Here is a 25,612-nt window from a genome sequence, read left to right on the forward strand (position 1 = left end):
GATAATTATTCCCGCAGAATGCCCAAACCTCCTCAAAGAGTAGCTCCGATTGGCGCGCTCACTGTGTCTCGTTCGAAAATTCTCTCCTTTGGCGCTCCAAGCGTAGCGAGTCTCGGCTATTGCCAGCAAGCTTGTAGCGAAAAGTCGAACTTGTCCTTTAATGTAATGGTCAGGTCGGATCGCACTGATGTTGCAGCCTCTGCTTGCACAGCAATAGTCGGAGATCAGGATGAAATTTTTGGTGGTGGGTGGCGCGGGTTATATCGGCTCGCACATGGTGAAGCAGCTACTGAGTGCAGGTCACGATCTTGTGGTGGCAGACAATTTCTCAACGGGTTATCGCAGTGCGTTGAGGGGCGGGACATTGGTAGAACTGGACATAGCCGACGAACAGGCGCTGGATGCCCTGTTTGCGGGACACCGCTTCGATGCCGTGTTCCACTTCGCCTCCTTTATACAGGTGGGCGAATCCGTCGCTGAACCTGCCAAGTACTACCAGAACAATTTCGCTGCCACCCTGACGCTGCTCCAGGCGATGGTTCGCGCCGGGGTTAAAAACTTCATTTTTTCCTCGACCGCCGCCGTCTACGGTGACCCGGTGTATGTACCAATCGACGAGGAGCATCCCAAGGCGGCGATCAACCCTTATGGACGCAGCAAGTGGATGGTGGAGCAGATGCTTGAAGATTTCGACTGCGCATACGGGCTGAAATCGGTTTGCCTGCGCTACTTCAACGCCGCCGGAGCAGACCCTGAAGGACAGTTAGGTGAACGCCATGAACCGGAAACCCACCTGCTGCCCCTGATCCTGCAAGCAGCCTCCGGACGGCGTGCGACCATCACCGTCTTTGGCCGTGATTACGACACGCCTGACGGCACTTGCATTCGTGACTACGTCCACGTTGTCGACCTCGTTGCCGCTCACGCGCTTGCCGTGGATTACCTGCTGGCAGGGGGTGCAAGCACGGCGTTCAACCTCGGTAACGGTCAAGGTTTCTCAGTACAGCAAGTGATAGATACCGCGCGCTATGTGACGGGCCAGGCTATCTCTGTCAGCGAAGCGCCACGTCGCGCGGGCGATCCACCACGCCTTGTGGCCGATCCCGGCAGGGCCAACACATTACTTGGCTGGCAACCGCAATTTGGCTCACTTGAACAGATAGTGGCGCATGCCTGGAGCTGGGAGCAGAAGTACCCTTGGCACTGACCCTCGGCGCTAGCCAATAGCGTCGATCTCCTGCGAGTGATGCTCTAGTAGTAAGAGCGGTTTTCGGGCTCGGCTTTGTTCAACACCGTGCCAATCAGATTGGCTGTCCCAAGATGATGCAGGCTTTCCTCGATCTCTTTCTTGCTGTTCAATCCATTAGCAACAACGAGCAGGACGCAGTCGAACCTGGGCAGGACGTTAATCACATCATCCGAACTCAACAAGGGCGGCAAGTCGAAAATCACGATGCGTGAGTTGTAGCGCTCGCGCAGGTCAGCAATCAAATGGCTCACTGCAGGCGATGACAACACCTCGGTGGAAAGAGGAATCGGCTCACGCGTCGGCAGGACCACAAAGCGCGGCAACGTCGGATTGACCAGTACTTCTTGCAGTTCAGCTTCATCCGCCAACAATTCATTAAGCGATTTATCCATCGGCAGACCCAGATACTCACCCACCTTCGGACGACGCAAGTCGAAGTCCACCAGTAACGCCGTCTTGGTCGTGTGATGCGCGATACTCATGGCCAGGTTTATAGCCAACACCGTCTTGCCCGCCCCCGGAGTAGGCGAGGTAATGGCGAGCGTGCGCCAGCCATTTTCTTCCATGATTTTTAGCACTTGTGTACGCAGTAGATCGAATGCCCCGCCCATATTCGAATTTTTGTTGTAAGCCACAATGCGGTTGCGCTCAAGGTGATCTGGTCGCAAAGGTACAACCTTGGTTTGCACATAACTGAGTGCATTCAGACCTGTAGACTGCGCGGTCGGCGTCATGGCTTTTGACGAGGTCTGTTGCTCGGCTTTTTCGGTATCGGAATTGAATATTTCCATGGCTATATTCCTTATGCAAACCGGCCCAGAGCTTTAAACATCAGAAGATCCAGAGGCATGTAGAGGAAGTGCAGGAGCACCAGAAAGATCGCGATTGTCACGGCTCCACAGATGATCAATAGCGTTCGCCCCTTCCTGCGGCGTGCCAGTTCAGCCTTGGTGTGAATGTAGGGAATGGAAACCAATACGCGTCTACCCAGCACGCTGGCCAAAGCCTGGGCACCGCGCACACGCTGACTCATCATCTCGAGGAGCATCACCAGCGCGCCAGCCCCCACCGGGGCAAGCAAGAAACCCATGGCAACCACTTTTTTACGGTTCGGCCGTACCGGCTTTTCGGGCATCAGCGGCGACTCCAGAAGAACAAAACGCTCGGCTTTGTTTTCCTGCTCCAGGCTTTCGGAAATTTTCGCACTCATTTCCTTCGTGCGAATCTCCTCATATTTTTTACGAGCATTGTCATGGTCACGCATCACCGTAACCAAGCCGCGCTCGATTTGCGGCGTCTCAATAATTTGTGACTCGTACTCGGCTATTTTTCCGAGTATTTGCTGCTTTTGATCGGCCAGTGACTTGATACGTGCTTCTGCTGCGGAGATCCGCGCCTGAGCCCTGGCAACGTCCAGATCGACCGAAGCCCCTGCACCAGCACCTTTGCCAGCCTGAAGTGCAGCAATTTTGCGTTTGACGGCACGCACGTCAGGGTGGGCTGGTGTATACAGCGCCTGCAACCGGATGTACTCCGCTTTGAGGCTAGCCAGATCCTGTGGTTTATCGACTGCCGCACCGGGTGCTCCAGGCCTGGTCGCTAGCCCGGCATTCGCGGCGGAAAGTTCCAACTCATTGAAGCGCAATTCCTCACGGGCAGTTTTGTAGTCACGGTCGATCTCTTTGAGCTCGGTTTCGGCGCGCGTCAACATATTCATGCGCAGCTCTTGATGCTCGGGCAGCGCGTTGCTGTGTGCCTGCTTGAAGTCCGCCAACCGGTTCTCAAGAGCTTCCAGTTCCACCCTGAGTTTGTCCGCTTCCTGCGTCAGGAACTCTGTCGTTTCACTGGCGCGCTCGGTGCGCTGCTTGATGTTTTCATCCAGAAATAGCGTCACCAGCTCCTTGGCAACTTTGTTCGCAATCTCTGGCTCTCTGTGCTCAAAGGAAAGACGGAAAGCAATCGTTACCTCTCCGCGCCCCTTGACGACAGCACTGACGAGGGAAACCACAATCGCAGTGCGCATTTCTTCGATCTTTTCGCTAACGCTCAGCTGCCGACTTTGCGAAGCAAAAAGATTGTATTTGTCGATGATCCCTTCCAGATGCTCACGGGTCATCACGCGCTGGCGAATGACTTCGATGCGCTCATCGGCAAAGGTATTGTTGTTGGCCGCCACCAGGTCTGGCGAAATCTGTTGAGACTCCACCAGAATCGTGCCGGATGACTCATAGGTCGGCGGAAGGGAGATCGCTACCGCTATGCACACGCCGAGTATGACCACGAAACTCACGATCAACAGCAGGGCGTGGTGCTTGATGATAGCTAGGTAGTCGTTGAACGACATTTCGTATTCAGAGGCCATATTTCTCACACAGCTGAATGTCAGAGACCGGGATAACTATAGGTCAGCGTCAACCCGACGACGTTTGCAGTGGCATCCGGCAAGCCATCTTGCTGGCGTTGTTTGTATGTGTAGGATAGGCGTGCAATCCAAAAAGGCGAGAGTTCTTGGCTAAACCAGGCACTGTAATTTTGCAGGGTATTCGGCGTCCGGCCTTTGGCGTCTTGCCAGGAGACATCGAAACCGGTGCGTCGGGTCTCGTCGACGGCATAGCTCCATGTCCCCCTCAGGGCATCAACCTCGACGAAACCACCGTCCCCGCTGGCGAGAGTGCTACGACTGGCGTCGATGCTGGTATCAATACGCTCACCGGCATATTGCAACAGTAAACCGCCCTGGCCTTTGGGGCCGCTACCGGTGCCGGAGACTTGGTTGAGACCCGCGTAGGCCGTCCCCCTAAGCCGCTCGGAGAATTCGACATTCAAGCCGACCGTGGGGGTGTAGCTGTTGGAGGAAGCCACCTCAGACCCCTCCTCCGGCTCATAGCGCCTCACGCCAAAACGGGTGAACAGCTCGACTTCCTCACTCCATGCATAGTTCCAGCTGAAGCGGGTCGCCAGCTCGTCATAGTCGGTCAGTGAATCAACATCGTAAGTGACATGAGTGTAGTCAGTCTCGTTAACCAGGGTACTTCGCTCGCTGAGAGCAGTGCTCCAGTTGCCACCCACCAAATACATCTTTTGCGTGCCATCGGAGGCAACTACGCCGGTTTCCTGAACCACTGTGGAAAGCGTAGAGTTTTCCTCATACCTCGCCGTGAGTCCAAAAGCACCTGTTTCGGTCTCGCGCTGCCACCCTAGTCTTAGTCTGGGATCTTCACGATCCGAAACGATCGACGTATCCGACGAACGCACGATATTTACACCGAGACCGAACTGGAACTCATCCTGTCCGGAAGTACCCACGAGGCTGTAATCGGGGGCGATGATAGTACGGGTCACCCCCTTCTCATCACTCGTGAGCAGCAATGGGTTGCTGTCGTACTCGACTGTCGAAGGCACTGCTATTGCTGATTGCCAAGTAGCGGCATAGGCCATGTCCGAACACGACAAAGCCAGGATTGCCGTCGCAACCCCAGTAGTTCGATATCCAAGCAAGATAATCCTTAGTGCCTCGCGCAAGGCTAAGGCACGACCAGCGTATCGCCGGCTTTAAGTAGAAAATTGGTGGTCATGTCTTTCCCTGACATCAACTGGCTGTAGTCGACGCGCAGGATCTCTTGTTTAGACCCATTGAGCCGCACGACCTTAATGTCGTCTTTATCAGCGAATTTGTCGAGCCCGCCCGCCACGCTTATTACCTGCAGCACTGACGTTTGACCTGACATATGCACGGTGCCGGGTTTCAGCACTTTGCCCTGGACGTAGACGAGATTACCTTCGGTGCCGGTGACAACAACGCTCACCTGAGGATCAGGTATGAATTTCTCAAGCTTGGCAGCGATTTGCTGCTCGACAGTGGCGGTATCAAGCCCCTCAACATCGACTCGCCCTACCAGCGGGAAGGTAATGCTGCCATTGGGAAGTACGCGTACATCCCGATTGAGCTTGTCTTCGCCCCATACGGAAACAGAAAGGTTATCTCCCGGATTCAGCCGGTAAGCCCCGTCCTTTTCGACGGCATTGGAAATGCTGGGCCAAACGGCCAGCGCACACAGCACAGGTATCAATGAACGGAACATCGGGATCCCTCCGTCTTAGTAGCCATGCAAGGAGTCTAGAACAAAAAAACCAAGTCAAATCACTCTAGCCTATTTCACGCCAAAGAAAGGCCTAAACAGCATTCCCCTTGAGCGTCTGGGCGGTCAATTCCGCCAATGCAACACACCGAAACCGGAACGTTAGAGCAAAACCGCAAAATCGTTTTATTTAACAATGGCTTGGGGCAAGCAACCTGCCCCCGATGTATTACGTGCCAATATTAATTACACCATTTCCGCTTGAGCTGGCTCAACTACGACACTGTCAACCGACGATGGCTACGTTTGCTAGCGCAACTAACAGGTATCAACTATTTCAAACCACTTATTGCCGAAAATCTAACAACCACCACCTATATCTTCCGTCGGTTGGCGACCACAATAAAACCTAACAACGCGGAAGAAAATAACCAGGCTGCCGCAGAAAGCGGTACTGCATTGGGTTGGTTGATTTCAGATACCCCCACCAGACTTTTATCCTGGAGAGATGAATCAATCTTGAATTTCTTATTGTCAACCGCCGCCATTAATCCGTCACGCGAAGAAGAATTGACGGAGGCATCTACGCCAGAGTCAGTATGAGGAGTGACACTGTCAACTTTTGCAGAATGAGCATCATCGACGTATATATCAGTTATCAATGAAGGCAAGCCAAGGCCCTTACCAAAAGTAAGCAGTGCGCCACCCGTGTGCTCTTTGAGAGCCATACAAAGTTGCGGCCCTAACTCTTCGCATGCGCCGCTTATGTCCAAACTGGTCGCTTGAGCACTAGCAACGGCAGCACCATTAAGGATCACAGACAACAACACAAATTTAATGACAAGTGTTGAGCGCATAACACCGCCTCCTTGCGCAGGGGGTTATTCTTTTGTCGGTTGAAGGAATCTTTATCGGCTAAATTGAGCCTATAAGCACATCGCCATTACGTCAATGGCTCGTCACAATAATAAATCGAAATTTATTTTTAGGGCGGATGACGTCAAAATAACGACACAATCAGCACGCCAGTCCGGTGAACTCTATCCATGTGAAATAGCTTCATGCATGGCGTCAACCCGTATCAGGATGCCGGCCAAAGTAGCCGGCGGCGGAGAGTTTTTGACGCATGAAGACGGCATGGCAGGTAGGCTCCCCGTGCATTCCCAGCCCTGTAGACGTCTCGGCGTTGCGCCAGGGAACCATGCTCAACCTCCCTGGCACCCGCGCTGAACAAATCAATTCAATGCGCGTAAAAGGCATCGCGATTGAAGACAGGATGAATGACTGACCCTTACTTCGGTTGCGCCACCGTACGTAAATAAGGTTTCACCGTCTTGAAGCCATCCGGATACTTCTTCCTTGCGTCGTCGTCGGATACAGACGTAGGAATGATCACGTCCTCGCCCGGACGCCAGTTCACCGGCGTGGCAACCGTGTGCTTGGCGTTCAGCTGAATAGCATCGAGCAGCCGTAACACTTCATCGAAATTGCGCCCGGCACTCATCGGGTAGACCAGCATCGCCTTGATCTTCTTATCCGGGCCGACAATGAACACTGAACGCACCGTGGCGTTGTCCACGGCAGTACGAGCGCCGCCACTGGCGTTCGGGTGAATCATGTCGTAGAGCTTGGCCACCACCAGATTCTCGTCGCCAATCATGGGGTAGTTGACCGCATGGCCCTGGGTTTCTTCGATGTCTTTGGCCCAGGTCTGATGGTTACCGACCGGGTCGACGCTGAGACCGACAATCTTGGTGTTGCGTTTGTCGAACTCCGGCTTGAGCCCGGCCATATAACCGAGTTCAGTGGTGCAGACCGGGGTGAAGTCCTTCGGATGTGAGAACAGGATGGCCCACTTGTCGCCAATCCATTCGTGAAAATGGAGCGTGCCTTCGGTGGTTTCGGCGGTGAAATCCGGTGCTTCGTCACCAATACGAATGGTCATGTGCGTTCTCCTCGCTGTGAAGGGTAGGGAAACTCTCGGAACGATCCAGTATAGGAGACCTTGAAGACTTCGCTTTGCAACCCGCCGAAGAGCTGCCACGCGCCGATTTACGCGACTAAAACTTCCTCCGAAAATGCTGCCTATACTGCAATCTGGCCAATCCAACTGCCTTGATTGTCTGCGCTAAGGACCTGACAGATGAATGTGATCGAATATTTTGATCGAGTAAGAATCATCAATATCTCGTCAAGAAAGGATCGCCGTTTAGAAACAGTAGAAGAATTCACTCGCAACGGCTTTCACATTGATGATGAAAAGATAGGATTTTTTGAGGCTGTTACGCCCAGTGAGGGAAATGGCTTCCCGAGCGTCGGGGTCAGAGGCTGCTTTTTAAGTCATCTGGGGGTGCTGGAAGAGGCAATGCGCCTGAACTTGAAAAACATCTTGATTCTGGAGGACGACATACAGTTTTCCAGACATATTTCTGAATATGGGAAAGAGGCGATCGAGTCTCTGGAAGGCATGGAGTGGGACATCGTCTATTTTGGGCATCCGTTTGAAGAAAATTCAAACTTGCCCGCTTGGAAAACAGTTGACCGGCCAATACATCTGGCCCACTTCTATGCAGTAAACGGGAAATGCTTTGGGAAGTTGAGGGATTTTTTATTCCAGATTCTGGAGCGGCCACCGGGACATCCTGACGGAGGTCCGATGCATTATGACGCTGCTCTCAATACACTTATTCATAAGAATAAAGAAATTCTGGCTTACTATTTCACCTGGAATTGCGGCTATCAAAGGCCCTCGCGGACGGATCTGCATGAGCTTTCGATCTTTGACAGGGTGCCTCTCCTGCGGCCGGTAATGGGTATGCTCAGGAGATTAAAGGCAAAAAACCTGAGAAGAACTCGATAGTTTTCGCTCTTCAGGGAAGGTACGAAGTATCCAATGCCTGACGTAACCAACCCGGCACGGCGCAGGAGCCGCGTCCGGGTGATTGTGGCGGACCTCCCTCCTCATTTGCGCGCCAATTTGTACCGGACGCATTCCTCATAAAAGCTCTCGCGCAGGGCTGCGGGCTTCATCCGCGAATGACTGTCATAGGTCTGCTCGGTAATGCCCATCGCCATCATGTGCATCCACGGCTTGCTGAACTTGTAGGTATGTAACTTCTGCCGCGCTGCATACAGTGAAACCCCGGACAGCTTGAGTTCCTGGGCTCTCGCCGCAGTACCTGCGCCCCAGCTGCAAATGTAACGATCATTCGATGCCAGCTCTTTGGCCTGGACAGAGGCGGCAACGCTCGCCAGGCCTAACGAAATCAGCGCAACCATCACATTCCGCATTTGCATTCGATCCTAACTATCTGAAAATAAATTGATTTTGGTCAAAACTTTCAGACTTCGGGGCCAGCAAAATGCCTTAAATGCGCTATAGCTTGGTTTCTCCATGTCTTACGGACGTTTCTTGCGACATTTCAATCTTTTGCTATAGCTAACACTCTCTCCCGCCAACGAATGAGGCAACGGAATGTCAGCCGCAAAGAAAATGACAGTGGGGCAACTGACGATGTTGACAGCCGTCAACATGTTGGGCTCCGGGATTGTGCTGCTCCCCACAAAACTTGCCGAGGTTGGCGGTATTTCCATCCTTTCCTGGCTGATCACGGCCACTGGCTCCCTGGCGCTGGCCTATGCCTTTGCGCGCTGCGGGATGCTCAGCCGAAAGACCGGGGGCATGGGCGGCTATGCCGAATACACCTTCGGCAAGGCAGGCAACTACATCACGAACTACACCTACGGCCTCTCGCTGTTGATTGCCAACGTGGCGATCAGTATTACGGCGGTCGGCTATATCCAGGAACTGTTCCATGTTGAACTGGGCTCACTGCAAGTGGGTCTGGCGACCATTGCCCTGTTGTGGATCACCACGTTCGCCAACTTCGGTGGTGCGCGGATTACCGGCCGGATCGGTGCGATTACGGTTTGGGGTGTCATTGCGCCAGTGGTGCTGGTGTCCACCATTGGCTGGTTCTGGTTCGACAGCAGTGTCTACGCCGCCGGCTGGAACCCCCACAACATGGGCGCGTTCGAAGCTGCAGGTGCATCGGTGGCGATCACCTTGTGGGCGTTCCTCGGCCTGGAGTCGGCGTGCGCCAACACCGATGCCGTGGAAAATCCGGAGCGGAACGTACCCATTGCAGTGCTCGGCGGCACACTCGGCGCGGCGGTGATCTACATCGTCTCCACCAACGTCATCGCCGGTATCGTCGATAACCCGGAACTGGCCTCCTCCACAGCGCCGTTTGGGCTGGTCTTTGCCAAGATGTTCACCCCTCTGGTCGGCGATATTGTGATGGCCGCGATGGTAATGGCGTGCATCGGTTCGCTGCTGGGTTGGCAATTCACCATCGCTCAGGTTTACAAAAGCTCCGCTGACACCGGTTACTTCCTGTCGATCTTCGCCAAATCCAACAAGGCCGGAACCCCGATTGTCGGCATGCTGGTGCTGCTGGCAGTGCAGACGGCACTGGCTTTTCTCACCATCAGCCCTGACCTGAGCAAGCAGTTCGACACACTCGTCAACCTCGCGGTGGTCACCAACCTGGTGCCCTATATCCTCTCCATGGCCGCGTTGATGACCATTCAAAAGGTCTCCAACGTTCCGGCAGGCGCGGCGCTGACAACCAACATCATTGCGTGGGTGGCGGCGGCTTACAGCTACCTGGCGCTGTACAGTTCGGGCGCGCAGGCATTGATGCTCGGCGGCGTGGCGACCATCTTCGGATACACGCTGTTCGGCTTCGTCAACAATCGCCTGATCCGTCTCGAAGCGCTCAATAACAGCGTACCGACACAGACCGTCAGCGCTCAGCACATCACGGGCAAGCCGGTGCCGGTCAATAACTTGCAAGCAGTCGCAGTGGAGGCTTAATCATGACGGAATATAGACAGACGCTCGGGATGCTCACGCTGTTGGTCAGCAGCCCGCCGGACAAACGCACCGTCTTTGGTCGCGCCCTGCATCAGTTGATCAACGATGTGGAGGAACGCGCCGTCCGGGTGCTGGCGTCGGAAACCTTGAGCGACGCCACGTCGATCCTGTGTTCGGACCCCGCCATTCAATGCGTGCTGCTCAGCTGGGAAATGGACAAAAGCGAAGGCCACGAGGAATGCATCAAATTGCTGGTCAGCCTGCGTGAGCGCAACACCCGGGTGCCGGTCTTCCTGATCAGCGACCGCAGTACCGCGTCGAACATTCCGCTGGTGGTCATGCAGCACGCCGATGACTTCATCTGGTTGCCCGAGGACACCAGCCGCTTCCTCAGCGGACGCATCCTGGCGGCCATCGAACGTTATCGCCAAGCCGCACTCCCTCCCATGTTCGGTGCGCTGGTGAAGTTTGCCCGGACTTATGAGTACTCGTGGCACACCCCCGGCCATGCCGGTGGCACGGCGTTTTTGAAGAGCACCGCGGGGCGCGCCTTCTACGAGTTTTTTGGCGAGAACCTGCTGCGTTCGGACCTGTCGATTTCAGTCGGTGAACTCGGTTCGCTGCTCGATCACAGCGGCCCCATCGGCCAGGGCGAGCGCTACGCCGCCAAGGTGTTCGGCGCCCATCGCACCTACTACGTCACCAACGGCTCGTCGATGTCCAACCGCGTCATCCTCATGGCCAGCGTCACGCGCAATCAGATCGCCCTGTGCGACCGCAACTGCCACAAATCCGCCGAGCATGCGATGACCCTGTCCGGCGCGATTCCGACCTATCTGGTGCCAACCCGCAACCGCTACGGCATCATCGGCCCGATCCTGCCGCAAACCCTGAGCAGCGACGGCGTGAAAGCCGCTATCGCCAGCAACCCGCTGGTCAAGCAAGGCATCGACCCGACACCCGTCCACGCCATCATTACCAACTCCACCTACGACGGCCTGACTTACAATGTCACCCGCGTCGAAGAGTTGCTGGGGCAAAGCGTCGATCGTCTGCATTTCGATGAAGCCTGGTACGGTTATGCGCGTTTCAACCCGCTGTACCGCGAGCGTCACGCCATGCACGGCAGCCCGGACGATCACGACGACTCGAAGCCGACCGTGTTCGCCACCCAGTCGACCCACAAGTTGCTGGCCGCCCTGTCCCAGGCCTCGATGATTCACGTACGTAACGGCCGCAACCCGATCGAACACGGGCGCTTCAACGAGTCGTACATGATGCACGCCTCGACTTCGCCAAACTACGCAATCATGGCTTCGTGCGACGTCAGCTCGGCGATGATGGAAGCGCCCAGCGGGCAAATCCTCACCACCGAATCGATCGAAGAAGCCATCAGTTTCCGCCAGGTCGTCTCGCGCATGCACAACGAGATGTTGAGCAAGGATGACTGGTTCTTTACCTGCTGGCAGCCGCCGACCGTGCAGGTTGGCGCGGCCACTGTGCCGTTCCATGAAGTCGACCCGGTGCTGTTGAAAACCGAGCCGAACTGCTGGGTACTGCACCCCAACGCGGTATGGCACGGCTTCGGTGACATCGAAGAAGGCTACTGCATGCTCGACCCGATCAAGGTCTCGGTGCTCAGCCCCGGCATGGGCGACGACGGCAAGCTGCTCGACTCGGGCATCCCGGCCTGTGTGCTCACGGCCTACCTGGGACGTCAGGGCATCGTGGTCGAGAAAACCACCGACTTCACCATCCTCTTCCTGTTCTCCATCGGCATCACCAAGGGCAAATGGGGCACCTTGCTCAATGCCCTGCTCGACTTCAAACGCGACTATGACGACAACGTCGAACTGGAACTGTGCCTGCCGGATCTGCTGGCCGCCAACCAGACTCGTTACGCCGGCATGGGCCTCAAGGACCTGGCCGACGAAATCTTCGCCGCCATGAAGAAACACAAAACCACCGCCAACATGGCCCAGGCGTTCGGCACACTGCCGCGAGCCGAATTCAGCCCGGTGGAGGCCTATGAAAAACTGGTCAGAAACGAAATCGAACGGGTGACACTCGAAGAAGCCGCCGGACGCATCGCCGCCACCGGGATCGTGCCGTATCCACCGGGCATTCCACTGCTGATGCCGGGTGAAAACGCCGGGGCTGCGGATGGGCCGTTGCTGGCCTATCTCAAGGCGCTGGAAGCCTTCGACAAATCCTTCCCGGGTTTCACCCATGACACCCACGGGATCGAAAGCGAGGGCGGGGTTTATAGCTTGCTTGTGTTGAAATGAGCTAGCGCCTGTACCTGCTGCGAAGAAAAAAAACGGGCGCCCTGAAGGCGCCCGTTTTACATGTCTTCTCCTGATCGATTAACCCGTCGGGTTTAAACCCTCACATTGCGCCCCGGCAACGATGATCGCTGGCTGGTTTCCCAATCCTGGACTAGCCCGACGGGCGCATCGGACGCCGGCAGCATGGTGCGCCCACGAACCAGATCGGAAGCCCGCTCGGCCAGCATGATGGTCGGTGCATTGAGGTTGCCGTTTGGCTCGGTCGGGAACACCGACGAGTCGATCACCCGCAACCCCGCGATGCCCCGAACACGCAGCTCGGAATCAACCACTGCCATCTCGTCCTCGCCCATGCGGCACGAGCCGCAAGGATGGTAGGTGCTTTCCAGGTTTGCACGCACGAAGGCGTCGATTTCTTCGTCGGTGTTCACCTGCGGCCCGGGCGCAATCTCGCCGTCGCGGAAGCGGTCCATCGCCGGTTGGCCGATGATCTCCCGGAGTAGGCGGATGCAGCGGCGGAAGCCTTCGCGGTCTTCTTCGCGTTGCAGGTAGTTGAATTGAATCTCTGGATGCTCGTAAGGGTCAGCGGAGCGCACCCGAACATAACCGCGACTCTTCGGTTTGTTCGGCCCGGTGAGCACCATGAAGCCGTGGCCCTTATCGGTTTGTTGCCGTCGTAACGCATGGCTGCGGGCAGAAAGTGGAACTGAATGTCCGGCCAGCGCAGGCCCTTGTCCGAGCGGATGAAACCGACATAGACCTCACGCTGTTCAACACCGTCCCTCCTTACTGCTGGATTCGATTCCCCTTGAAAGCCTCCCGCCGTGCGTCGCCATGCCACTGGCTCATCGCTTGCTGCCGGTCCTGGAGCGGCGCACCGAGCGAATCGTTGTCAACGCCTTCGCGCATCCTCAGGAGGTGTCTTTCCCCACCATCCACGGTGGTGCCCGCTCGTTGAGCGGGACCGCCGGATAAATCCGCGGACTCAGCCCTTGGCCGCCATCGCGGTGACTTCCACGCGCATGCCTTTGACCGCCAGGGAGGCCACGCCCACGGCGGCCCGAACCGGCCAGGGCTTGGCGAAGAAGCGCTGGTAGACCTCGTTGAAGGCGGCGCGGTCGGCCATGTCGGTGAGGTAGATGGTCAGATGCAGAACCCGGTCCATGGAACTGCCGGCGTGCTCCAGCGCAACCTTGAGCGCCTGCAGCGTGCACTCGCTCTGCAAGGTGATGTCGCCCAGTTCCAAGCTGCCGTCGGCGCGGGTGGGGATCTGAGTGGAGACCAGCAGGCCGCCGAAACCGGCGACATCCGAGGAGATGGAATCCGGATCAGGATCGGGGAGAAAGGTGAGGTCGTGGTTTGCCATAGGTGTCTCTTGCTTGAGGGGGTAAGGGGCTGTCGAGTATATAGCGGCTGGAAAACTCAGTGTGGAACGCCCAGGTTGGTAGCTCATTCCACTAGCGAGACCAGACGCGGCTCAATTGAGGTCTCAAACACCTCAAGCAGAGCCAGCGTCACCGGTAGCTTGAAGCGCCGGCGTCCCGCGCTGCCGGGATTGAGGTAGAGCTGTTCGCCGCGCCATTCTATGCGGGGCTTGTGCGAGTGGCCGGTGATCACCAGTTTTATGCCTGCATCAAGCACGGCCGGGACATCGGCACTGTCATGTACCAGCAAGGTCTGCCATCCGTTCAGGTCGAAACATAGGCAGTCGGCGAGATTTTCTGCCCAAGGGGCGTCCAGGTCATTGTTCCCGCGGACCACGTGCAGCGGGGCTATTGACGCCAGTTGATCGAGGATTTCGGGGTTGCCAATGTCGCCTGCGTGAATAATCCGTTCACAGCCCTGCAGTGCAGCAAGGGCTTCGGCGCGGAGCAAGCCATGGGTATCGGAAATCACGCCCACTTTCATGCAGCGCTCCAGACCCGGTTCAAGCATCGGAACCTACTCCTCAAAGCGACCCGAGGCATCACGGTCGCGCGCGTATCGTCTCGCGAGCGGAAACGGCGGCAACCAGGACTCGCGACGCACGATCCAGCTTTCGTAAGTTGGCATCAGTTGGTCAGGGGCATCCAGGGACCCCAGGTTCACTTCGATTTCGTCGTCGGTGCGCGAAAAAATGGATGAGCCGCAGCGGGGACAGAAAAACCGCCCGGCGTAGTCGCGTGTTTCGCCTTCGATCGTCACCGCACTCTGGGGGAATATCGCGGAAGCATGAAAAAGCGCCCCATGATGTTTACGGCAGTCGAGACAATGACAAAGGCCGACCCGATACGGGAGTCCCGACGCCTCAATTCGGACGTTGCCGCACAGGCAACCACCCGTGAATCGCTGCATGCTGCGTCTCCTCTAAAATCAAGCAGTCGGCATGTGATCCCCGACTCAAGGCGCATTAACCACGACATAAGTCACATCGCTGCCCTGATACTGCGGTTGATACCAGGTTGAGCCGCACTGCATGTAAGCCGTGTTGTACTGGATGACTTGCACGCAACTGGGCGGCAATTGTGCTGGTGTAAAGATCGATCCGACCACTGCCGCGGTCACCGCGACTGTTGCGGTGACGACCGCCGCCGCGGCGATCGGATGGTAGTGATCGTCGTAGCCATAGCGGCCACGCCCGTCTACGTCGATGTCCACGTCGCGGCTATTGTCGATGTTGACGTTACGGGTGCTGTTGTTGACATTGGTTCGGTTGCCGACCGTGTTGCCGGTAGTGGTCCGATTGCCAGAGTTGACTCTGTTACCGGCATTAACCCGATTGCCCGCGTTGACGTTGGTAGCGCGTTGCGCGGTATTGCCGGTGTTGATGCGCTGAGCCCTTTGGGCCGAGGGCGGTGGCGCACGATTGACCGATGCCCTGGCATGCCCTTGGGCGCGCTGGGGTCGGGCGTCTACATAAGCGACCAGGCTCAGCGTCAGTACCGAGGTGGTTACGAGCGATAACAACAGGCTCCACGACATCGTCCTGTTCATGTCATTCCCCTCCCTGATCACTGACTTTCTTCAAAGGAATCGCCACATCGCCCTTACGCGGTGCGAAGGTGAAGATCGAGTCCTTGATGCCCGGCTTCAGGTTCCAGCGATACACCGCGCTGTATTCCGGAAAACCCGGCTCATCGGTGGTAGTGATCACCAGTTTGCATGGCAACGGCTTGTCGGATCGGGTGATCCACAACTGCCAGTCAACACCCTCCTGCCGAAAGGCCAGGTGATCACACAGTTGCCCCTTGATCGTCGACGGTCCGACATACAGCGCCTCTTTCAGCGCATCGATCTGTGCCTGATCGCTGCCAAACAGAAACAGGTCCTCCATGGGCACCTGAATCCCGTAATGGTTTTCTATCAAGTGCAGCGTGTCGGAGACGTCAGGCGGTGCATCCACAGTGGTGTAGTACTTGAGAAACGGTGAATACTGGGTCAGTTTCTTGCCGTTGTAGAAGAACTCTCGCGTTCGAACATCGCCTTCCGTCTTGGCATACATTCGATCGCGACCCACCACTTTCAAGACAGTAGAGGCTTCGGTCTTGATCTTCTGGCCAGACTCCAGAACGGTATCCCGGGACACGTCGGCGTCTACCTGAAACGTCGGCAGACTGCGTAGGTGGTTGCCCATATCGATGAGTTTATCGACCACTTGCGGGTTGATCGTCGGGGTGACATCCGGGGTTGACGGATCCTCGGCACGAGCGCCCGGGGCCAACGCAAGGGTGAACAACAGGCAGAAAACACTCGCGTTGGCTTTCATTGATCCCGCTCCTTGGCCTTTGCACGACTCCTAAGCCTAGACCCGGCGTGCCCCATTCGCCAGAAGGGCTCAAAACCCTATGGGCAAACCCGATTGCAGCACTCTATGATTGAACCCCATGACCACCACGCCTCCGATTCGCCAACCCTGCCCGCCCGGCGCCTGCGACTGCGGGCGTGAACCGTTGCTGGAAACTCCGGGGGCGGATGTGCGCATCCTGTTTCTGACCCGTTCGGAAGAAAAGCGCTTGGTCGAACGGCTGGAAAACCTCCAGAGCCTGAGTGACCTCGAGCGTCTGCAACAGCGGATGTACGAGCAGTTGGGCATCCGCGTAGACATCGTCCCCAGTTTCAACGAAGTACGCACCATGCGCGGTATCGGTATCAACCTCGGCGAACAACCGGGGCTATGCCGCAAAACCCGTCAGTCGATCCCGGCCGCGATTCGTCGCGCGCTGGAGAAACGCCCGGAGATTGCCTACGAACTGCTCAACGCCAACGACCTGTTGCGCGATGCGTGAGCAATAGTTGATGAAGCGACGAGCCACGCTCGCCGCTCCATGCCTTCCCGCACCTCGAACAACACATTCCCTCTGGCCGGTCCAGGCACGGATTGAGGCATTCGTCTGGTTGAAGTGTTAGCAATCATCCGAATCCGCGACCCAGCTATAAAACCCATGAAACAAAGGTCTGCGGCCGAAAAACAAATGGCTGGATATTTCACGATTCGTACCTACGCTCTTCGCGGAGGGCTCCAATTTTTTCGTAGGCGGTCGGCTGGCTCGTCTCAGGTACTAACGCTAGTGCGCAGGAGCAGTCGAGCTTAGGGGTGGTCGTTGCTGGCCACCTGCGTTCGGGAAGGACATTTGCCGAGGTGACCCATGCAGTTAAAAACATCCGCCCTGCCCGCCATTACCCTGTGTGCCCTGTGCAGTCAGCACGCTTATGCCGGCGGCATCATGCTCTACGAAATCGGCACCGATAACGCCGGCCTGGCCAACGCCGGTGCCGCGGCCCGTGCTCAAGGCCCCTCGACCATCGCCAGTAACCCGGCCGGCATTAGTTATCTGCCTGGCACACAGATCACCGGTGGTTTGCAGGTGCTCTACGGCGACCTTAGTTTCGATCGCGACTCAAACACCAATGGCACCGGCACTGGCAGTGGCAACGCCCTCGACCCGATTCCCGGCGGCAGCTTCTTCGTCAGCCATCAATTCGACGACCACTGGAGCATTGGCTTCGGCCAGTACGCTGACTTTGGCCTGGCGGTCAATTACGACAACGACTGGTCCGGGCGTTACTTCGCGCAGAACGCCAGCCTCGCCGGTTTGTCTTTCCTGCCTAGCGTGGCTTATCGCTTTAACGAGCAATGGTCGGTGGGCGTTGGCGTGAAAGCCATGTACGGCATTTTGCAAGCGCAAACCGCGATCGACCGCTCGCCTTTCGGCTTCACCGACCGCAGCGACGGCCAGTTCAAGTACAAAGACAACGATTGGGGGTTCGGCGCGAATGTGGGTGTGATCTATGCCCCACAACCCGGCACCCGCATTGGCCTGGCCTATACCAGCAAGGTCGATCTGGAGTTCGAGGACGGGCTTGACATCAAAGGCGACGGGCCCGCGCTTGAGCGCCTGGACGGCCTGAACACCCAACTCGACATGACCGTGCCGCAAACGGCAACACTGAGTCTGTTCCAGCAACTCGACCCGCAATGGGCGCTGCTGGCCTCGGTCAACTGGCAGGACTGGTCAGAGTTCGGTGAGATCGCGATGCAAGTCGACACCACCGCGTTTGGCGCTCGATCGACGACGGTCGACGCCCGTTTCAAAGACACTTGGCAACTGGCGCTCGGCGCGCAGTATCAGGCTACGCCACAACTGCTGTGGAACGTCGGCGTGGCGTACGACAGCAGCGCCGTTTCGGACGGAAACCGAACTTTTACCGTCCCCATGGGAGAATCCTGGCGCATTGCGGCCGGAGCCACCTATGCTCTGAACGAGATTACGGACATTAATGTCAGCTGGGCCATGGTCTGGTTGGGCGATATGCCAGTGGACCAGACCAAATCCGCGTCTGGCATTCGAACTTCCGGTCAGTTCGACAATGCCTGGATTCAGGCCTTGACCGGCAACATGACCTGGCGCTTCTGATGCCCTGCTACTGAAAAAAAACGAATTAATCCATGGAGCAAACACCACTATGAACGTGTCCCGAAAACTGTTTATTGGCGCTGCGCTGGCCAGCCTGCTGCTCGGCGGTTGCACCTCGAAAGTCACCGAGCGTGAGCAGTATTCCGGTTTCCTTTCCAACTACAACAACCTGGAAGAAGTGACGACCACCAGTGGCGAGAAAGCCATGCGCTGGGTGAGCCCTTCCTGGAATCCAGAAGCCTATGACACCGTGGCCTTCAACAAGCTGGAGCTCTACCCGGCGCCCAAGCCTACTGAGCGGGTTAACCAGCAAACCCTGGACGAGTTGCAGAGCTACATGACCAGCAAGGCCAAAGGCGTGCTGGGCCAGAAATATCGGGTGGTATCGAATGCGAGCGCAGCGCCGGCCGGGTCAAAACCCCTGATCCTGCGTGCAGCAATCACCGGAGTGAGTGCCTCCAACGAAGGCATGAAGTGGTACGAAGTGGTGCCGATCGCGGCTGTAGTCGGAGCGACACAGGCCGCCACCGGTCATCGGGACCAGGACACCAACCTGTTCATCGAGGCCGAGTTCATCGACGCAAAAACCAATCAAACTGTCGCCAAAGTGGTGCGCAAGGTATTTGGCAGCCAACTGTCGAACGAGAGCCAGAAGATCACCACCAAGGATTTCAAAGTGGCGATCGACAAGCTGACCAGTGACCTACAGGCATTTATCAAATAGTCCGATTGCTTTTTGTAGGAGCACGGCTTGCCGGCGATGGCGCCCTTGAGAGCGCCATCGCCGGCAGCCGTGCTCCTACAAGGGTGTGTATCGCTATTTTTTCATCCCGACCCGCCGCCGCATCTCGGCGGTGATCGACTGCCGGGTTTTCTTCAGGTCCTTCCAAGGCTCATCACCGACCTCAGCCAGACGTTCATGCAGGGTGTGGATGTTCCACTGATTGCCGCCCTTGAGCTCGGCCACCTCTTCGCGAAAGATCGGTACCGACACCGGCAGCCCTTCACGGGTGCGCACGGCGTAGGCGCAAATGGTCGTGGCACCGAGACCGTTGCGCAGGTAATCGATGAAGATCCGCCCGACCCGGTTCTTCGGTCCTGACACCGCGGAAAAACGCTCCGGCAGCAACTTGGCCATGTGGCTGACGATCGCGTGGCTGAAGTCTTTCACTTCATCCCAACCCAGCTTGCGGGTCAGCGGTACCACCAGGTGAATCCCTTTGCCGCCGCTGGTCTTGAGGAACGCCTTGAGCCCCAATTCATCGAGTACCGACAGGGTCAGTTGAGTCGCCTCGACCATGCTTTTCCAAGGCAGCGCCGGGTCCGGGTCGAGGTCGAGGACGAAGCGGTCGGGTTGGTCGAGGTTGTCCGAGGTGGCGTTCCAGGTGTGTAACTCGACGGTGCTCATCTGCACGGCGCCGATCAGGGTTTCGGCGTTGTTGATGATCATCACCGGTTGGCCGGTGAGTGCCTTGTCCAGGGTGGTGATCCCCGGAATGGCCAGGCGCTCGGCGTTCTTCTGGAAAAACAGTTCGCCGGCGATGCCGTCCGGTGCGCGCACCAACGCCACGGGCCGGTCCTTGAGCTCGGGCAAAATCCATTCGGCGACGCTGGCGTAATACTCCGCCAGTTGCACTTTGGTGGTACCGCTGCTGGCGTCGATCACCCGGTCCGGGTGAGTGATGCGCACCTTGCCCTCGCCCACGCCGATTTGTGAGGGCGCGGGCGCGGCTTTCTTTTTCGCAGGGATGGAAGGTTTTTCGGCAGTGGTTTTTTTCGCGCCTGAAGTCTTCACGGTTTTCGGACGCTCCTCGGTAATGTCTTCGGCAGGTTTGTCGTCACGCAGGCCATGGAACACCGCATGACGGACTGAACCTTCTTTGGTCATTTCGGCATAAGCGACCTCAGCCAGCAGCGTGGGCTTGAGCCAGTGCACACCCTTGGCGTCAAAACCGCTCGGCGGGTTGACCACTGAAGTCTTTTTGGCCTGCAACGGTTTCAGTTGCTCGTAGATGCGCTTGAGCGTCGTCTCGTTGAACCCGGTGCCGACCTTGCCCGCGTAACGCAACTCACCGCTGTCGCGGTCATGCAACCCCAGCAGCAGCGCACCGAAGGCATTGCGCGAACCTTTCGGGTCGGTGAAACCGACGATCACAAATTCCTGCCGATGCTTGCACTTGAGTTTGATCCAGTCGCTGCTGCGCCGCGACACGTAAGGCGAACCCAGACGCTTGCCGATCAGCCCTTCCATCTGCATTTGGCAGGCGCTGTTGAGCAGCGCTTCCGGTTCTTCGCTAAAGGCATCGGAGAAGCGCAGCAGCGGGTCTTTGTTGGGATTGAGCACGGTCGACAGCGCCACCCTTCGCTCCTCGACAGGCACCTCGCGCAGGTCCACACCGTTGAGGTAAGGCATGTCGAACAGGTAGTAGACGATGTTGCCGCTGCGGCCCGAGTCAAAGGCGTTTTGCAAGGCCTGGAAGTCCGGCACGCCCTGCTCGTCGGCGACCACCATTTCCCCGTCGAGCCAGGCCGATTCGAGGCCTAGCGCCGCCAATGCTTCGGCTTGTCTGGGCAGTTTGTGGGTCCAGTCGTGGCCGTTGCGGGTGAAGAGTTTGACTTCGTCGTGGTCGATGCGGGCCATGATCCGATAGCCGTCGAACTTGATCTCATAGCTCCACTCGCCGCCCGGCGCCTTTTCGACCAGCGTCGCCAGTTCCGGTTTGAGCAGCTCCGGCAATTTGGCTTTGCGGGCGCCCGTCAATGGCGCCGATTTTTCCTTGCGCGCCGGGGCGGCGGGTTTTTTGACGGGTTTGGGTTTGGCAGCGGCTTTGGGCTTTTTGGCAACGATGATGCGGTCACTGAGTACGCTGTCGGGCTCGGCGGCGACCACGTCGTAATCGCTTTCGGGTTTGGCCGCGCCGTCCTGATGCTTGATCAGAAACCATTGCTCCTGCTTGCCCGGCATGTGCGTGCGCACCAGGTTCCACAGGCCGCCGAGCTTCTCGCCTTTCAGCTCGAATTTGAGCTTGCCCTTGGCGTAAGCCTCGGCCGGATCGTCCTGAGGAATCCACACCCCACGGTCCCAGACAATTACGTCGCCGGCGCCGTAATGCCCTTCGGGAATGCTGCCCTCGAAGGTGGCGTAATCAATCGGATGGTCCTCGACGTGTACCGCCAGGCGCTTGACCTTGGGGTCCAGTGACGGGCCTTTGGGCACGGCCCAACTTTTCAGCGCGCCATCGAGCTCCAGGCGAAAGTCGTAATGCAGGCGCGAGGCGTCGTGCTTCTGAATGCAGAACTGCAAGGCATGGTCTTTCGCGGTTTTCTTGCCCGAACGTTTGCCGGCGGCCGGTTCAGAGGTCGCCGAGAAATCGCGCATGCGGTTGTAATCGTCCAGGCTCTTGTTCATGGCGCACCGGCTGACGAGGAGGTTACGGCGCCCCCGATGCCCGGGCCGACCCGCGTGACAATCAGGGCGACGACGGCAATGCGTTCCACCCGCTGGTAGCCAGGGGTCAACAGTTCTTCACCGAACACATCGGGGTCAAGTTCGTGGTAAGTCCAGCCGAACATCGACGATTCCAGATACGGAGTCACCGCATCCAGAAATGGGTCGACGCCATCGATCATCGCCACGCCGGTGTACAGCACCAGGGAGCCACCGGGGGCCAACCGATACAGGGCTTGCTCGACAATGCGCAACGACAACTGCGCGCCCAGCGCCCCGCCGCCATGCCGGTAAGCGCGCTCGGCCGGGTCGGCCATGTAGGGCGGATTGGCGACGATCAAGTCGAAATGGCCGTCGACGTCTTGCAGCACATCGCTGGCCTCGATGCTGACGTTAGCCACCTCGGCGAGCGCGACGTTGACCGCCGTCATGCGTAACGCCAAAGGGTTGATGTCCACGGCCAGCACTTCGGCCTCACGGCGCGCGCGGGCAATCACAATCGCTCCGACGCCAGCGCCGCAGCCGATGTCCACGGCGCGCCTGATCGGCGCGAAGCTCTGTTGCAGATGGGTATGAATCAGCCTGGCAAAACGGTAGGTGTCGGGGCCGAAGAACACCGCGTCAGCGGCATCAGTGGGGTAACCCGAATGCACGAACAACAGGTCATCGAGGCTTGACCAGCGCACCTGACTTTTCAGTCGACCATTGCATTCCTCGAGGACGCCTGCCTGCTGCAGCTGCCGCTGCTCATCCACTGACAACAGACCGGGCTCAAACCACCGCGACCAACCGAATACTTCGCGCAGGGTCCGGGCGCTTTGCCCGAAGACGCGATCATTGACCCGCTGATGGGTCAGCGGCGTTGGCGTGATGAAACGGTAACCGTCGGCCTGCAAGCGGCGCCCCAGTTGCAACAACGCCAGATCGGCGGCGCCAAGGTGTTCTTCCTGATTCATGGAGGGCTCCCTATCGAAAACCGGATTTGAGTTCGATGAACCGTCGCGTGGCCATCAGGCCAGCGGGGTGGGCGTGCCGATGGGCAGACATCCACGGAATCAACACCTGCATTTGCTCGTCGGCGGCAAGCCCTTTAAGTGTAGCGTGCAGGCTTTGGACATCCGGGTCATTGACGGGCACTGGCGGTTCGGTCGCGGCACGGTTGCCGCGTCGAACCACGGCCGGCGATCGCTCAGGTCGCCAGTCTCCGGCGATCCAGTCGTGCAGCAGCTGTTTTTCGTAGGGGCTGAACACCCCGAACATGGACGCGCCGTCGCCCTCGACCAACTGCCAGAAACGGCTGGCTTGCGGGTCCTGGTGACGCTTGATCCAGCCCTTGTTTTCCATGGCGCTGAGGAAGCCTGGCAGCTCTGGCGACGACAGCCATTGATTGACGGTCTTGCCTTCAAACCGGCAGTAGTCGGAATGCATGTGCTGACCAAACGGGCGCTTGCGCTCGAGCATGCTCAATAACTCGCCGTACAAGTCGAATGATTCGATAATCGCGCGACTGCCCTGCCCCAGATCGTTGAGCCGATAACCCAGCGCCACCCTGCGCAGAAAGTCTTCACGGTCGGCTTCCACCGGCAACAATTGCAGCACCGACTGCACAGCCTTTTGCGCGTGACCGGTGCTGGCATTGTCGATGGTCACGTGCAGGGTGAAGTAATACGGGTCGATGCCCAGCTCGCTGAGTTCATAGGCGCTGATCAGCAAGTGCAGCGGCAGTTGTTCGTAACCGAGGTTGTAGCCGATCACTTCCGGTAAAAAATCGTCGCTGCAATAACCCAGCGCCAATTGCACCGCGCCTTGCAGGTAACGCTGGTCCGGGATAAACGCGTTGTCCAGCAAGCCATGCTCAGCGAGCAGCTTGCGGTAAATCACCACATGATTTTGCGCCGGGTTGCCGTCGCCCAGCTCTTCCAGGTAAGTGCAAATCAGGCCTTCGAAACGCGGGTCATGCCAGTGGCGCAGCAGGCCATACAGCCAAGCGCCGTCCACCAGTTTGGTCGGGGCAACGGCTTGCAGGAAATACAACGCGTGCGCCTTGTTGGTGAAGAACTGCCGTGGCCCGCCGTCCTTGCGCTGTTGCAGGTAATCGGCGTATTGGCGTGCCACGTCGGCGCAGTGCTGTTCGACAAAGGTTGGCAGTGCCGACAGGTCTCGCGGCATCTCCTCAGGCAGGCTCATTGCTTGCGCAAGTTGAGCCTCGAGAAAGGATTGGCCGAGTGCATGCTGGTGTTCGATATCGTCGCTCAGCAATAACTGTTCGTAGACAGGTTTTAGGCTGCCGGCGGTCAGGGTCGCGCGTTCGTCGGCCGGCTGGGGTTCAAGTCGTGTCAGGGCAGTCATAGGCGTGTCTCTCGGTCTGAGGCCAGTGGCAGGACGCTCAATCAGCACGTCTCTTCATCAGCAGAGCGACACCCCCGGAAGAAAATTCCATCGACGTTGAAATCGCCCGGACAGACGGGCTTGTGGCGCGGCACCCGGCGGCAGGTCAAGTGAATATACTCAGCGGGTGTGGACTCATCCTTCGGAGAGCAATCATGCGAACGGTTCATGTCATCGAGCCCGAAAGAACCCCCGACCCGGTCAATGTCGTGGGTGAGTCCATCACCATTCTCGCGGGTGGGGATCTGAGCAAGCCTTTTGAAATGCACATCCAGGAAGGCGTGCAAGGCGGCGGACCGCCTCCGCACCTTCACCCTTGGGACGAAGCGTTCTACGTCATCGACGGGCAGGTGGAAGTGACGGTTGCGGGCAAGGCCACCACCGTTCTCCCTGGTGGTTATGTGCATATTCCCGCTGGGACTGTTCATGCTTACAAGAACATCAGTGCGACGGCGAAGATGATCGGTGTGGTGTCTGACCCGCGCGGTGGTCAGTTCTTTGCCGCGGTGGATCAGCTCAAAGTGCCGCAGGATTTGCCACGGATCCTGGCAATCGCCGAGAGCTTCGGCGTTACGTTTCTGGTGCCGAAAGCCCCAGCCCCCCTGTAGAGGCCAGACTAACGAAAAAAAACGGCCTTCGCAGGGCCGTTTTCAGGCCATGCCACCTTTGGCCTGTTGTTCCAGATGCACTTGCAACTCCGGATCGATACTCAGCGCCGCAGCCAGTTCATCCAGATAGCTGCGTTCGGCGTCCTGCTGATCGTCCACCAGCATCACACTGGCCAGGTACATCTCCGCTGCCATGCCGGAATCCGTGGCCGACTGCGCCACATCGGCGGCGTCCAGTGGCCGTGCAACTTCGTCATCCAGCCATTGCTGGAGCTCTGGGTCATCGGTGTGGCGGCCGATTTCGGTGCTGATCATCTGCTTCTCGGCATCATCTATCCGGCCATCGGCCTTCGCCGCCGCTATCAATGCACGAAGAATCGCACGGCTGTGGTCCTCGACTTCCGGGCCGGACAACAGGTCGACCGTGCGCGGTGCCTGTTGCGGCGCCGAGGCCTGGCTGCGTTGCCAGGCTTGATAGGCCTGGAATGCCATCATGCCCAAGGAGGCCAGCGCCGCGTAATGGGTGCCGCCACCCGAGCGGGTCTGGGTCGAACCGCCCATGGTTGAGCCACCGCCCAGCAGACCACCAAGCAAACCACCCAGGCCACCGCCCCCGGCGCTTGAACGGGCACCACCGCCCAACAGGCCGCCGAGCAATCCCCCGAGACCGCCGAGGCCACCTTGTGCCGACGCGCCACTGCCACCCTGTTGCGACATTGAGCCTTGGCGGCCCTTTAGTAATTGTTCGAGCAGATCGCTGGTGTTCATGACGATGTCCT

General features: G+C 57.9%; 24 protein-coding genes and 1 pseudogene. 8 read left to right on the forward strand and 17 right to left on the reverse strand.

Annotation, left to right across the window (positions count from 1 at the left end; all coding sequences use genetic code 11):
* The first annotated feature begins 229 nt into the window (after nt 1–229).
* A complete protein-coding gene (galE, locus tag ACYZUA_RS20205) occupies nt 230–1,207 on the forward strand; it encodes a UDP-glucose 4-epimerase GalE (RefSeq protein ID WP_461960325.1) in 978 nt (325 codons plus the stop codon).
* A gap of 44 nt (nt 1,208–1,251) precedes the next feature.
* Here the strand turns inward: galE and ACYZUA_RS20210 are convergent, their stop codons facing one another.
* The 6 genes from ACYZUA_RS20210 to ACYZUA_RS20235 all read right to left on the reverse strand — a co-directional run bounded on the left by ACYZUA_RS20210 (nt 1,252) and on the right by ACYZUA_RS20235 (nt 7,273).
* Entirely contained in the window at nt 1,252–1,983 is a 732-nt protein-coding gene (locus ACYZUA_RS20210; RefSeq protein ID WP_256667305.1) for a CpsD/CapB family tyrosine-protein kinase, read from the reverse strand.
* A 68-nt stretch (nt 1,984–2,051) separates the two neighbouring features.
* Nucleotides 2,052–3,611, reverse strand: a complete 1,560-nt coding sequence (locus ACYZUA_RS20215; protein ID WP_461960326.1) for a GumC family protein — start codon at nt 3,609–3,611, stop codon at nt 2,052–2,054.
* A 20-nt stretch (nt 3,612–3,631) separates the two neighbouring features.
* Nucleotides 3,632–4,687, reverse strand: coding sequence for a hypothetical protein (locus ACYZUA_RS20220; RefSeq protein ID WP_461960327.1), 1,056 nt, complete (start codon nt 4,685–4,687; stop codon nt 3,632–3,634).
* An 86-nt stretch (nt 4,688–4,773) separates the two neighbouring features.
* Nucleotides 4,774–5,331: a polysaccharide biosynthesis/export family protein gene (locus ACYZUA_RS20225; protein WP_461960328.1), complete on the reverse strand. Its 558-nt coding sequence runs from the start codon at nt 5,329–5,331 to the stop codon at nt 4,774–4,776.
* 371 nt (nt 5,332–5,702) lie between these two features.
* Complete coding sequence (locus ACYZUA_RS20230; RefSeq protein WP_461960329.1) at nt 5,703–6,185, reverse strand: hypothetical protein; 483 nt, start codon at nt 6,183–6,185, stop codon at nt 5,703–5,705.
* A gap of 434 nt (nt 6,186–6,619) precedes the next feature.
* A complete protein-coding gene (locus tag ACYZUA_RS20235; protein WP_008155786.1) occupies nt 6,620–7,273 on the reverse strand; it encodes a peroxiredoxin in 654 nt (217 codons plus the stop codon).
* Nucleotides 7,274–7,471: 198 nt separating this feature from the next.
* On the opposite strand from ACYZUA_RS20235, the gene ACYZUA_RS20240 reads away from it, so the two are divergent.
* On the forward strand, nt 7,472–8,188 hold the full coding sequence (locus tag ACYZUA_RS20240) for a glycosyltransferase family 25 protein (protein WP_461960330.1): 717 nt from the start codon (nt 7,472–7,474) through the stop codon (nt 8,186–8,188).
* Between the two features lie 101 nt (nt 8,189–8,289).
* Here ACYZUA_RS20240 and ACYZUA_RS20245 read toward each other — a convergent pair whose 3' ends face one another.
* A complete protein-coding gene (locus ACYZUA_RS20245; protein WP_008146735.1) occupies nt 8,290–8,619 on the reverse strand; it encodes a hypothetical protein in 330 nt (109 codons plus the stop codon).
* Nucleotides 8,620–8,803: 184 nt separating this feature from the next.
* Between ACYZUA_RS20245 and potE the strand changes: the two genes are divergently transcribed.
* Both potE and ACYZUA_RS20255 read left to right on the forward strand, forming a co-directional pair.
* Nucleotides 8,804–10,207: a putrescine-ornithine antiporter gene (potE, locus tag ACYZUA_RS20250; RefSeq protein ID WP_461960331.1), complete on the forward strand. Its 1,404-nt coding sequence runs from the start codon at nt 8,804–8,806 to the stop codon at nt 10,205–10,207.
* A 2-nt stretch (nt 10,208–10,209) separates the two neighbouring features.
* Nucleotides 10,210–12,495 (forward strand): Orn/Lys/Arg family decarboxylase, encoded by a 2,286-nt coding sequence (locus ACYZUA_RS20255; protein ID WP_461960332.1) that lies wholly within the window; start codon nt 10,210–10,212, stop codon nt 12,493–12,495.
* Nucleotides 12,496–12,587: 92 nt separating this feature from the next.
* Here the strand turns inward: ACYZUA_RS20255 and ACYZUA_RS20260 are convergent.
* From ACYZUA_RS20260 to ACYZUA_RS20285, 6 genes and pseudogenes are all read right to left on the reverse strand, one after another.
* Nucleotides 12,588–13,246 (reverse strand): annotated as a pseudogene (locus ACYZUA_RS20260) (GMC oxidoreductase); the annotation flags it as partial.
* Between the two features lie 234 nt (nt 13,247–13,480).
* Nucleotides 13,481–13,861, reverse strand: a complete 381-nt coding sequence (locus tag ACYZUA_RS20265) for a RidA family protein (RefSeq protein WP_461960333.1) — start codon at nt 13,859–13,861, stop codon at nt 13,481–13,483.
* An 83-nt stretch (nt 13,862–13,944) separates the two neighbouring features.
* Nucleotides 13,945–14,403: a metallophosphoesterase family protein gene (locus ACYZUA_RS20270; RefSeq protein ID WP_461964057.1), complete on the reverse strand. Its 459-nt coding sequence runs from the start codon at nt 14,401–14,403 to the stop codon at nt 13,945–13,947.
* A gap of 33 nt (nt 14,404–14,436) precedes the next feature.
* Nucleotides 14,437–14,829 (reverse strand): GFA family protein, encoded by a 393-nt coding sequence (locus ACYZUA_RS20275; protein WP_461960334.1) that lies wholly within the window; start codon nt 14,827–14,829, stop codon nt 14,437–14,439.
* A gap of 45 nt (nt 14,830–14,874) precedes the next feature.
* The gene (locus ACYZUA_RS20280; RefSeq protein ID WP_461960335.1) at nt 14,875–15,468 is read right to left on the reverse strand and encodes a hypothetical protein; all 594 of its coding nucleotides are present in this window, start codon (nt 15,466–15,468) and stop codon (nt 14,875–14,877) included.
* 1 nt (nt 15,469) lies between these two features.
* Nucleotides 15,470–16,240: a DUF2092 domain-containing protein gene (locus ACYZUA_RS20285; protein WP_461960336.1), complete on the reverse strand. Its 771-nt coding sequence runs from the start codon at nt 16,238–16,240 to the stop codon at nt 15,470–15,472.
* A 118-nt stretch (nt 16,241–16,358) separates the two neighbouring features.
* Between ACYZUA_RS20285 and ACYZUA_RS20290 the strand changes: the two genes are divergently transcribed.
* From ACYZUA_RS20290 to ACYZUA_RS20300, 3 genes are all read left to right on the forward strand, one after another.
* A complete protein-coding gene (locus tag ACYZUA_RS20290; RefSeq protein ID WP_461960337.1) occupies nt 16,359–16,760 on the forward strand; it encodes a hypothetical protein in 402 nt (133 codons plus the stop codon).
* Nucleotides 16,761–17,120: 360 nt separating this feature from the next.
* A complete protein-coding gene (locus ACYZUA_RS20295) occupies nt 17,121–18,389 on the forward strand; it encodes an OmpP1/FadL family transporter (RefSeq protein ID WP_461960338.1) in 1,269 nt (422 codons plus the stop codon).
* Between the two features lie 49 nt (nt 18,390–18,438).
* Nucleotides 18,439–19,113, forward strand: a complete 675-nt coding sequence (locus ACYZUA_RS20300; RefSeq protein WP_461960339.1) for a DUF3313 domain-containing protein — start codon at nt 18,439–18,441, stop codon at nt 19,111–19,113.
* A gap of 93 nt (nt 19,114–19,206) precedes the next feature.
* Here ACYZUA_RS20300 and ligD read toward each other — a convergent pair whose 3' ends face one another.
* From ligD to ACYZUA_RS20315, 3 genes are read right to left on the reverse strand one after another with little or no spacing between them, the layout of a single operon-like run.
* Entirely contained in the window at nt 19,207–21,798 is a 2,592-nt protein-coding gene (gene ligD, locus ACYZUA_RS20305) for a DNA ligase D (protein WP_461960340.1), read from the reverse strand.
* The gene (locus ACYZUA_RS20310; RefSeq protein WP_461960341.1) at nt 21,795–22,793 is read right to left on the reverse strand and encodes a methyltransferase; all 999 of its coding nucleotides are present in this window, start codon (nt 22,791–22,793) and stop codon (nt 21,795–21,797) included. Before ACYZUA_RS20310 ends, ligD begins: the two co-directional genes overlap by 4 nt.
* A 10-nt stretch (nt 22,794–22,803) precedes the next feature.
* Nucleotides 22,804–24,186 (reverse strand): iron-containing redox enzyme family protein, encoded by a 1,383-nt coding sequence (locus tag ACYZUA_RS20315; protein WP_461960342.1) that lies wholly within the window; start codon nt 24,184–24,186, stop codon nt 22,804–22,806.
* Between the two features lie 194 nt (nt 24,187–24,380).
* Between ACYZUA_RS20315 and ACYZUA_RS20320 the strand changes: the two genes are divergently transcribed.
* Nucleotides 24,381–24,833 (forward strand): cupin domain-containing protein, encoded by a 453-nt coding sequence (locus tag ACYZUA_RS20320; protein ID WP_461960343.1) that lies wholly within the window; start codon nt 24,381–24,383, stop codon nt 24,831–24,833.
* A 42-nt stretch (nt 24,834–24,875) separates the two neighbouring features.
* Here the strand turns inward: ACYZUA_RS20320 and ACYZUA_RS20325 are convergent, their stop codons facing one another.
* Nucleotides 24,876–25,601: a tellurite resistance TerB family protein gene (locus tag ACYZUA_RS20325; protein ID WP_461960344.1), complete on the reverse strand. Its 726-nt coding sequence runs from the start codon at nt 25,599–25,601 to the stop codon at nt 24,876–24,878.
* Nucleotides 25,602–25,612 lie beyond the last annotated feature (11 nt).

The sequence above is a fragment of the Pseudomonas sp. LS2P72 genome, from assembly GCF_054897865.1.

Excerpts from the sequence above, each read along its gene's own strand:
- galE (WP_461960325.1), top strand. The coding sequence starts at position 230 with ATGAAATTTTTGGTGGTGGGTGGCGCGGGTTATATCGGCTCGCACATG.
- ACYZUA_RS20210 (WP_256667305.1), bottom strand. The coding sequence starts at position 1,983 with ATGACGCCGACCGCGCAGTCTACAGGTCTGAATGCACTCAGTTATGTG.
- ACYZUA_RS20215 (WP_461960326.1), bottom strand. The coding sequence starts at position 3,611 with ATGGCCTCTGAATACGAAATGTCGTTCAACGACTACCTAGCTATCATC.
- ACYZUA_RS20220 (WP_461960327.1), bottom strand. The coding sequence starts at position 4,687 with ATGGCCTATGCCGCTACTTGGCAATCAGCAATAGCAGTGCCTTCGACA.
- ACYZUA_RS20225 (WP_461960328.1), bottom strand. The coding sequence starts at position 5,331 with ATGTTCCGTTCATTGATACCTGTGCTGTGTGCGCTGGCCGTTTGGCCC.
- ACYZUA_RS20230 (WP_461960329.1), bottom strand. The coding sequence starts at position 6,185 with ATGCGCTCAACACTTGTCATTAAATTTGTGTTGTTGTCTGTGATCCTT.
- ACYZUA_RS20235 (WP_008155786.1), bottom strand. The coding sequence starts at position 7,273 with ATGACCATTCGTATTGGTGACGAAGCACCGGATTTCACCGCCGAAACC.
- ACYZUA_RS20240 (WP_461960330.1), top strand. The coding sequence starts at position 7,472 with ATGAATGTGATCGAATATTTTGATCGAGTAAGAATCATCAATATCTCG.
- ACYZUA_RS20245 (WP_008146735.1), bottom strand. The coding sequence starts at position 8,619 with ATGCGGAATGTGATGGTTGCGCTGATTTCGTTAGGCCTGGCGAGCGTT.
- potE (WP_461960331.1), top strand. The coding sequence starts at position 8,804 with ATGTCAGCCGCAAAGAAAATGACAGTGGGGCAACTGACGATGTTGACA.
- ACYZUA_RS20255 (WP_461960332.1), top strand. The coding sequence starts at position 10,210 with ATGACGGAATATAGACAGACGCTCGGGATGCTCACGCTGTTGGTCAGC.
- ACYZUA_RS20265 (WP_461960333.1), bottom strand. The coding sequence starts at position 13,861 with ATGGCAAACCACGACCTCACCTTTCTCCCCGATCCTGATCCGGATTCC.
- ACYZUA_RS20270 (WP_461964057.1), bottom strand. The coding sequence starts at position 14,403 with ATGAAAGTGGGCGTGATTTCCGATACCCATGGCTTGCTCCGCGCCGAA.
- ACYZUA_RS20275 (WP_461960334.1), bottom strand. The coding sequence starts at position 14,829 with ATGCAGCGATTCACGGGTGGTTGCCTGTGCGGCAACGTCCGAATTGAG.
- ACYZUA_RS20280 (WP_461960335.1), bottom strand. The coding sequence starts at position 15,468 with ATGAACAGGACGATGTCGTGGAGCCTGTTGTTATCGCTCGTAACCACC.
- ACYZUA_RS20285 (WP_461960336.1), bottom strand. The coding sequence starts at position 16,240 with ATGAAAGCCAACGCGAGTGTTTTCTGCCTGTTGTTCACCCTTGCGTTG.
- ACYZUA_RS20290 (WP_461960337.1), top strand. The coding sequence starts at position 16,359 with ATGACCACCACGCCTCCGATTCGCCAACCCTGCCCGCCCGGCGCCTGC.
- ACYZUA_RS20295 (WP_461960338.1), top strand. The coding sequence starts at position 17,121 with ATGCAGTTAAAAACATCCGCCCTGCCCGCCATTACCCTGTGTGCCCTG.
- ACYZUA_RS20300 (WP_461960339.1), top strand. The coding sequence starts at position 18,439 with ATGAACGTGTCCCGAAAACTGTTTATTGGCGCTGCGCTGGCCAGCCTG.
- ligD (WP_461960340.1), bottom strand. The coding sequence starts at position 21,798 with ATGAACAAGAGCCTGGACGATTACAACCGCATGCGCGATTTCTCGGCG.
- ACYZUA_RS20310 (WP_461960341.1), bottom strand. The coding sequence starts at position 22,793 with ATGAATCAGGAAGAACACCTTGGCGCCGCCGATCTGGCGTTGTTGCAA.
- ACYZUA_RS20315 (WP_461960342.1), bottom strand. The coding sequence starts at position 24,186 with ATGACTGCCCTGACACGACTTGAACCCCAGCCGGCCGACGAACGCGCG.
- ACYZUA_RS20320 (WP_461960343.1), top strand. The coding sequence starts at position 24,381 with ATGCGAACGGTTCATGTCATCGAGCCCGAAAGAACCCCCGACCCGGTC.
- ACYZUA_RS20325 (WP_461960344.1), bottom strand. The coding sequence starts at position 25,601 with ATGAACACCAGCGATCTGCTCGAACAATTACTAAAGGGCCGCCAAGGC.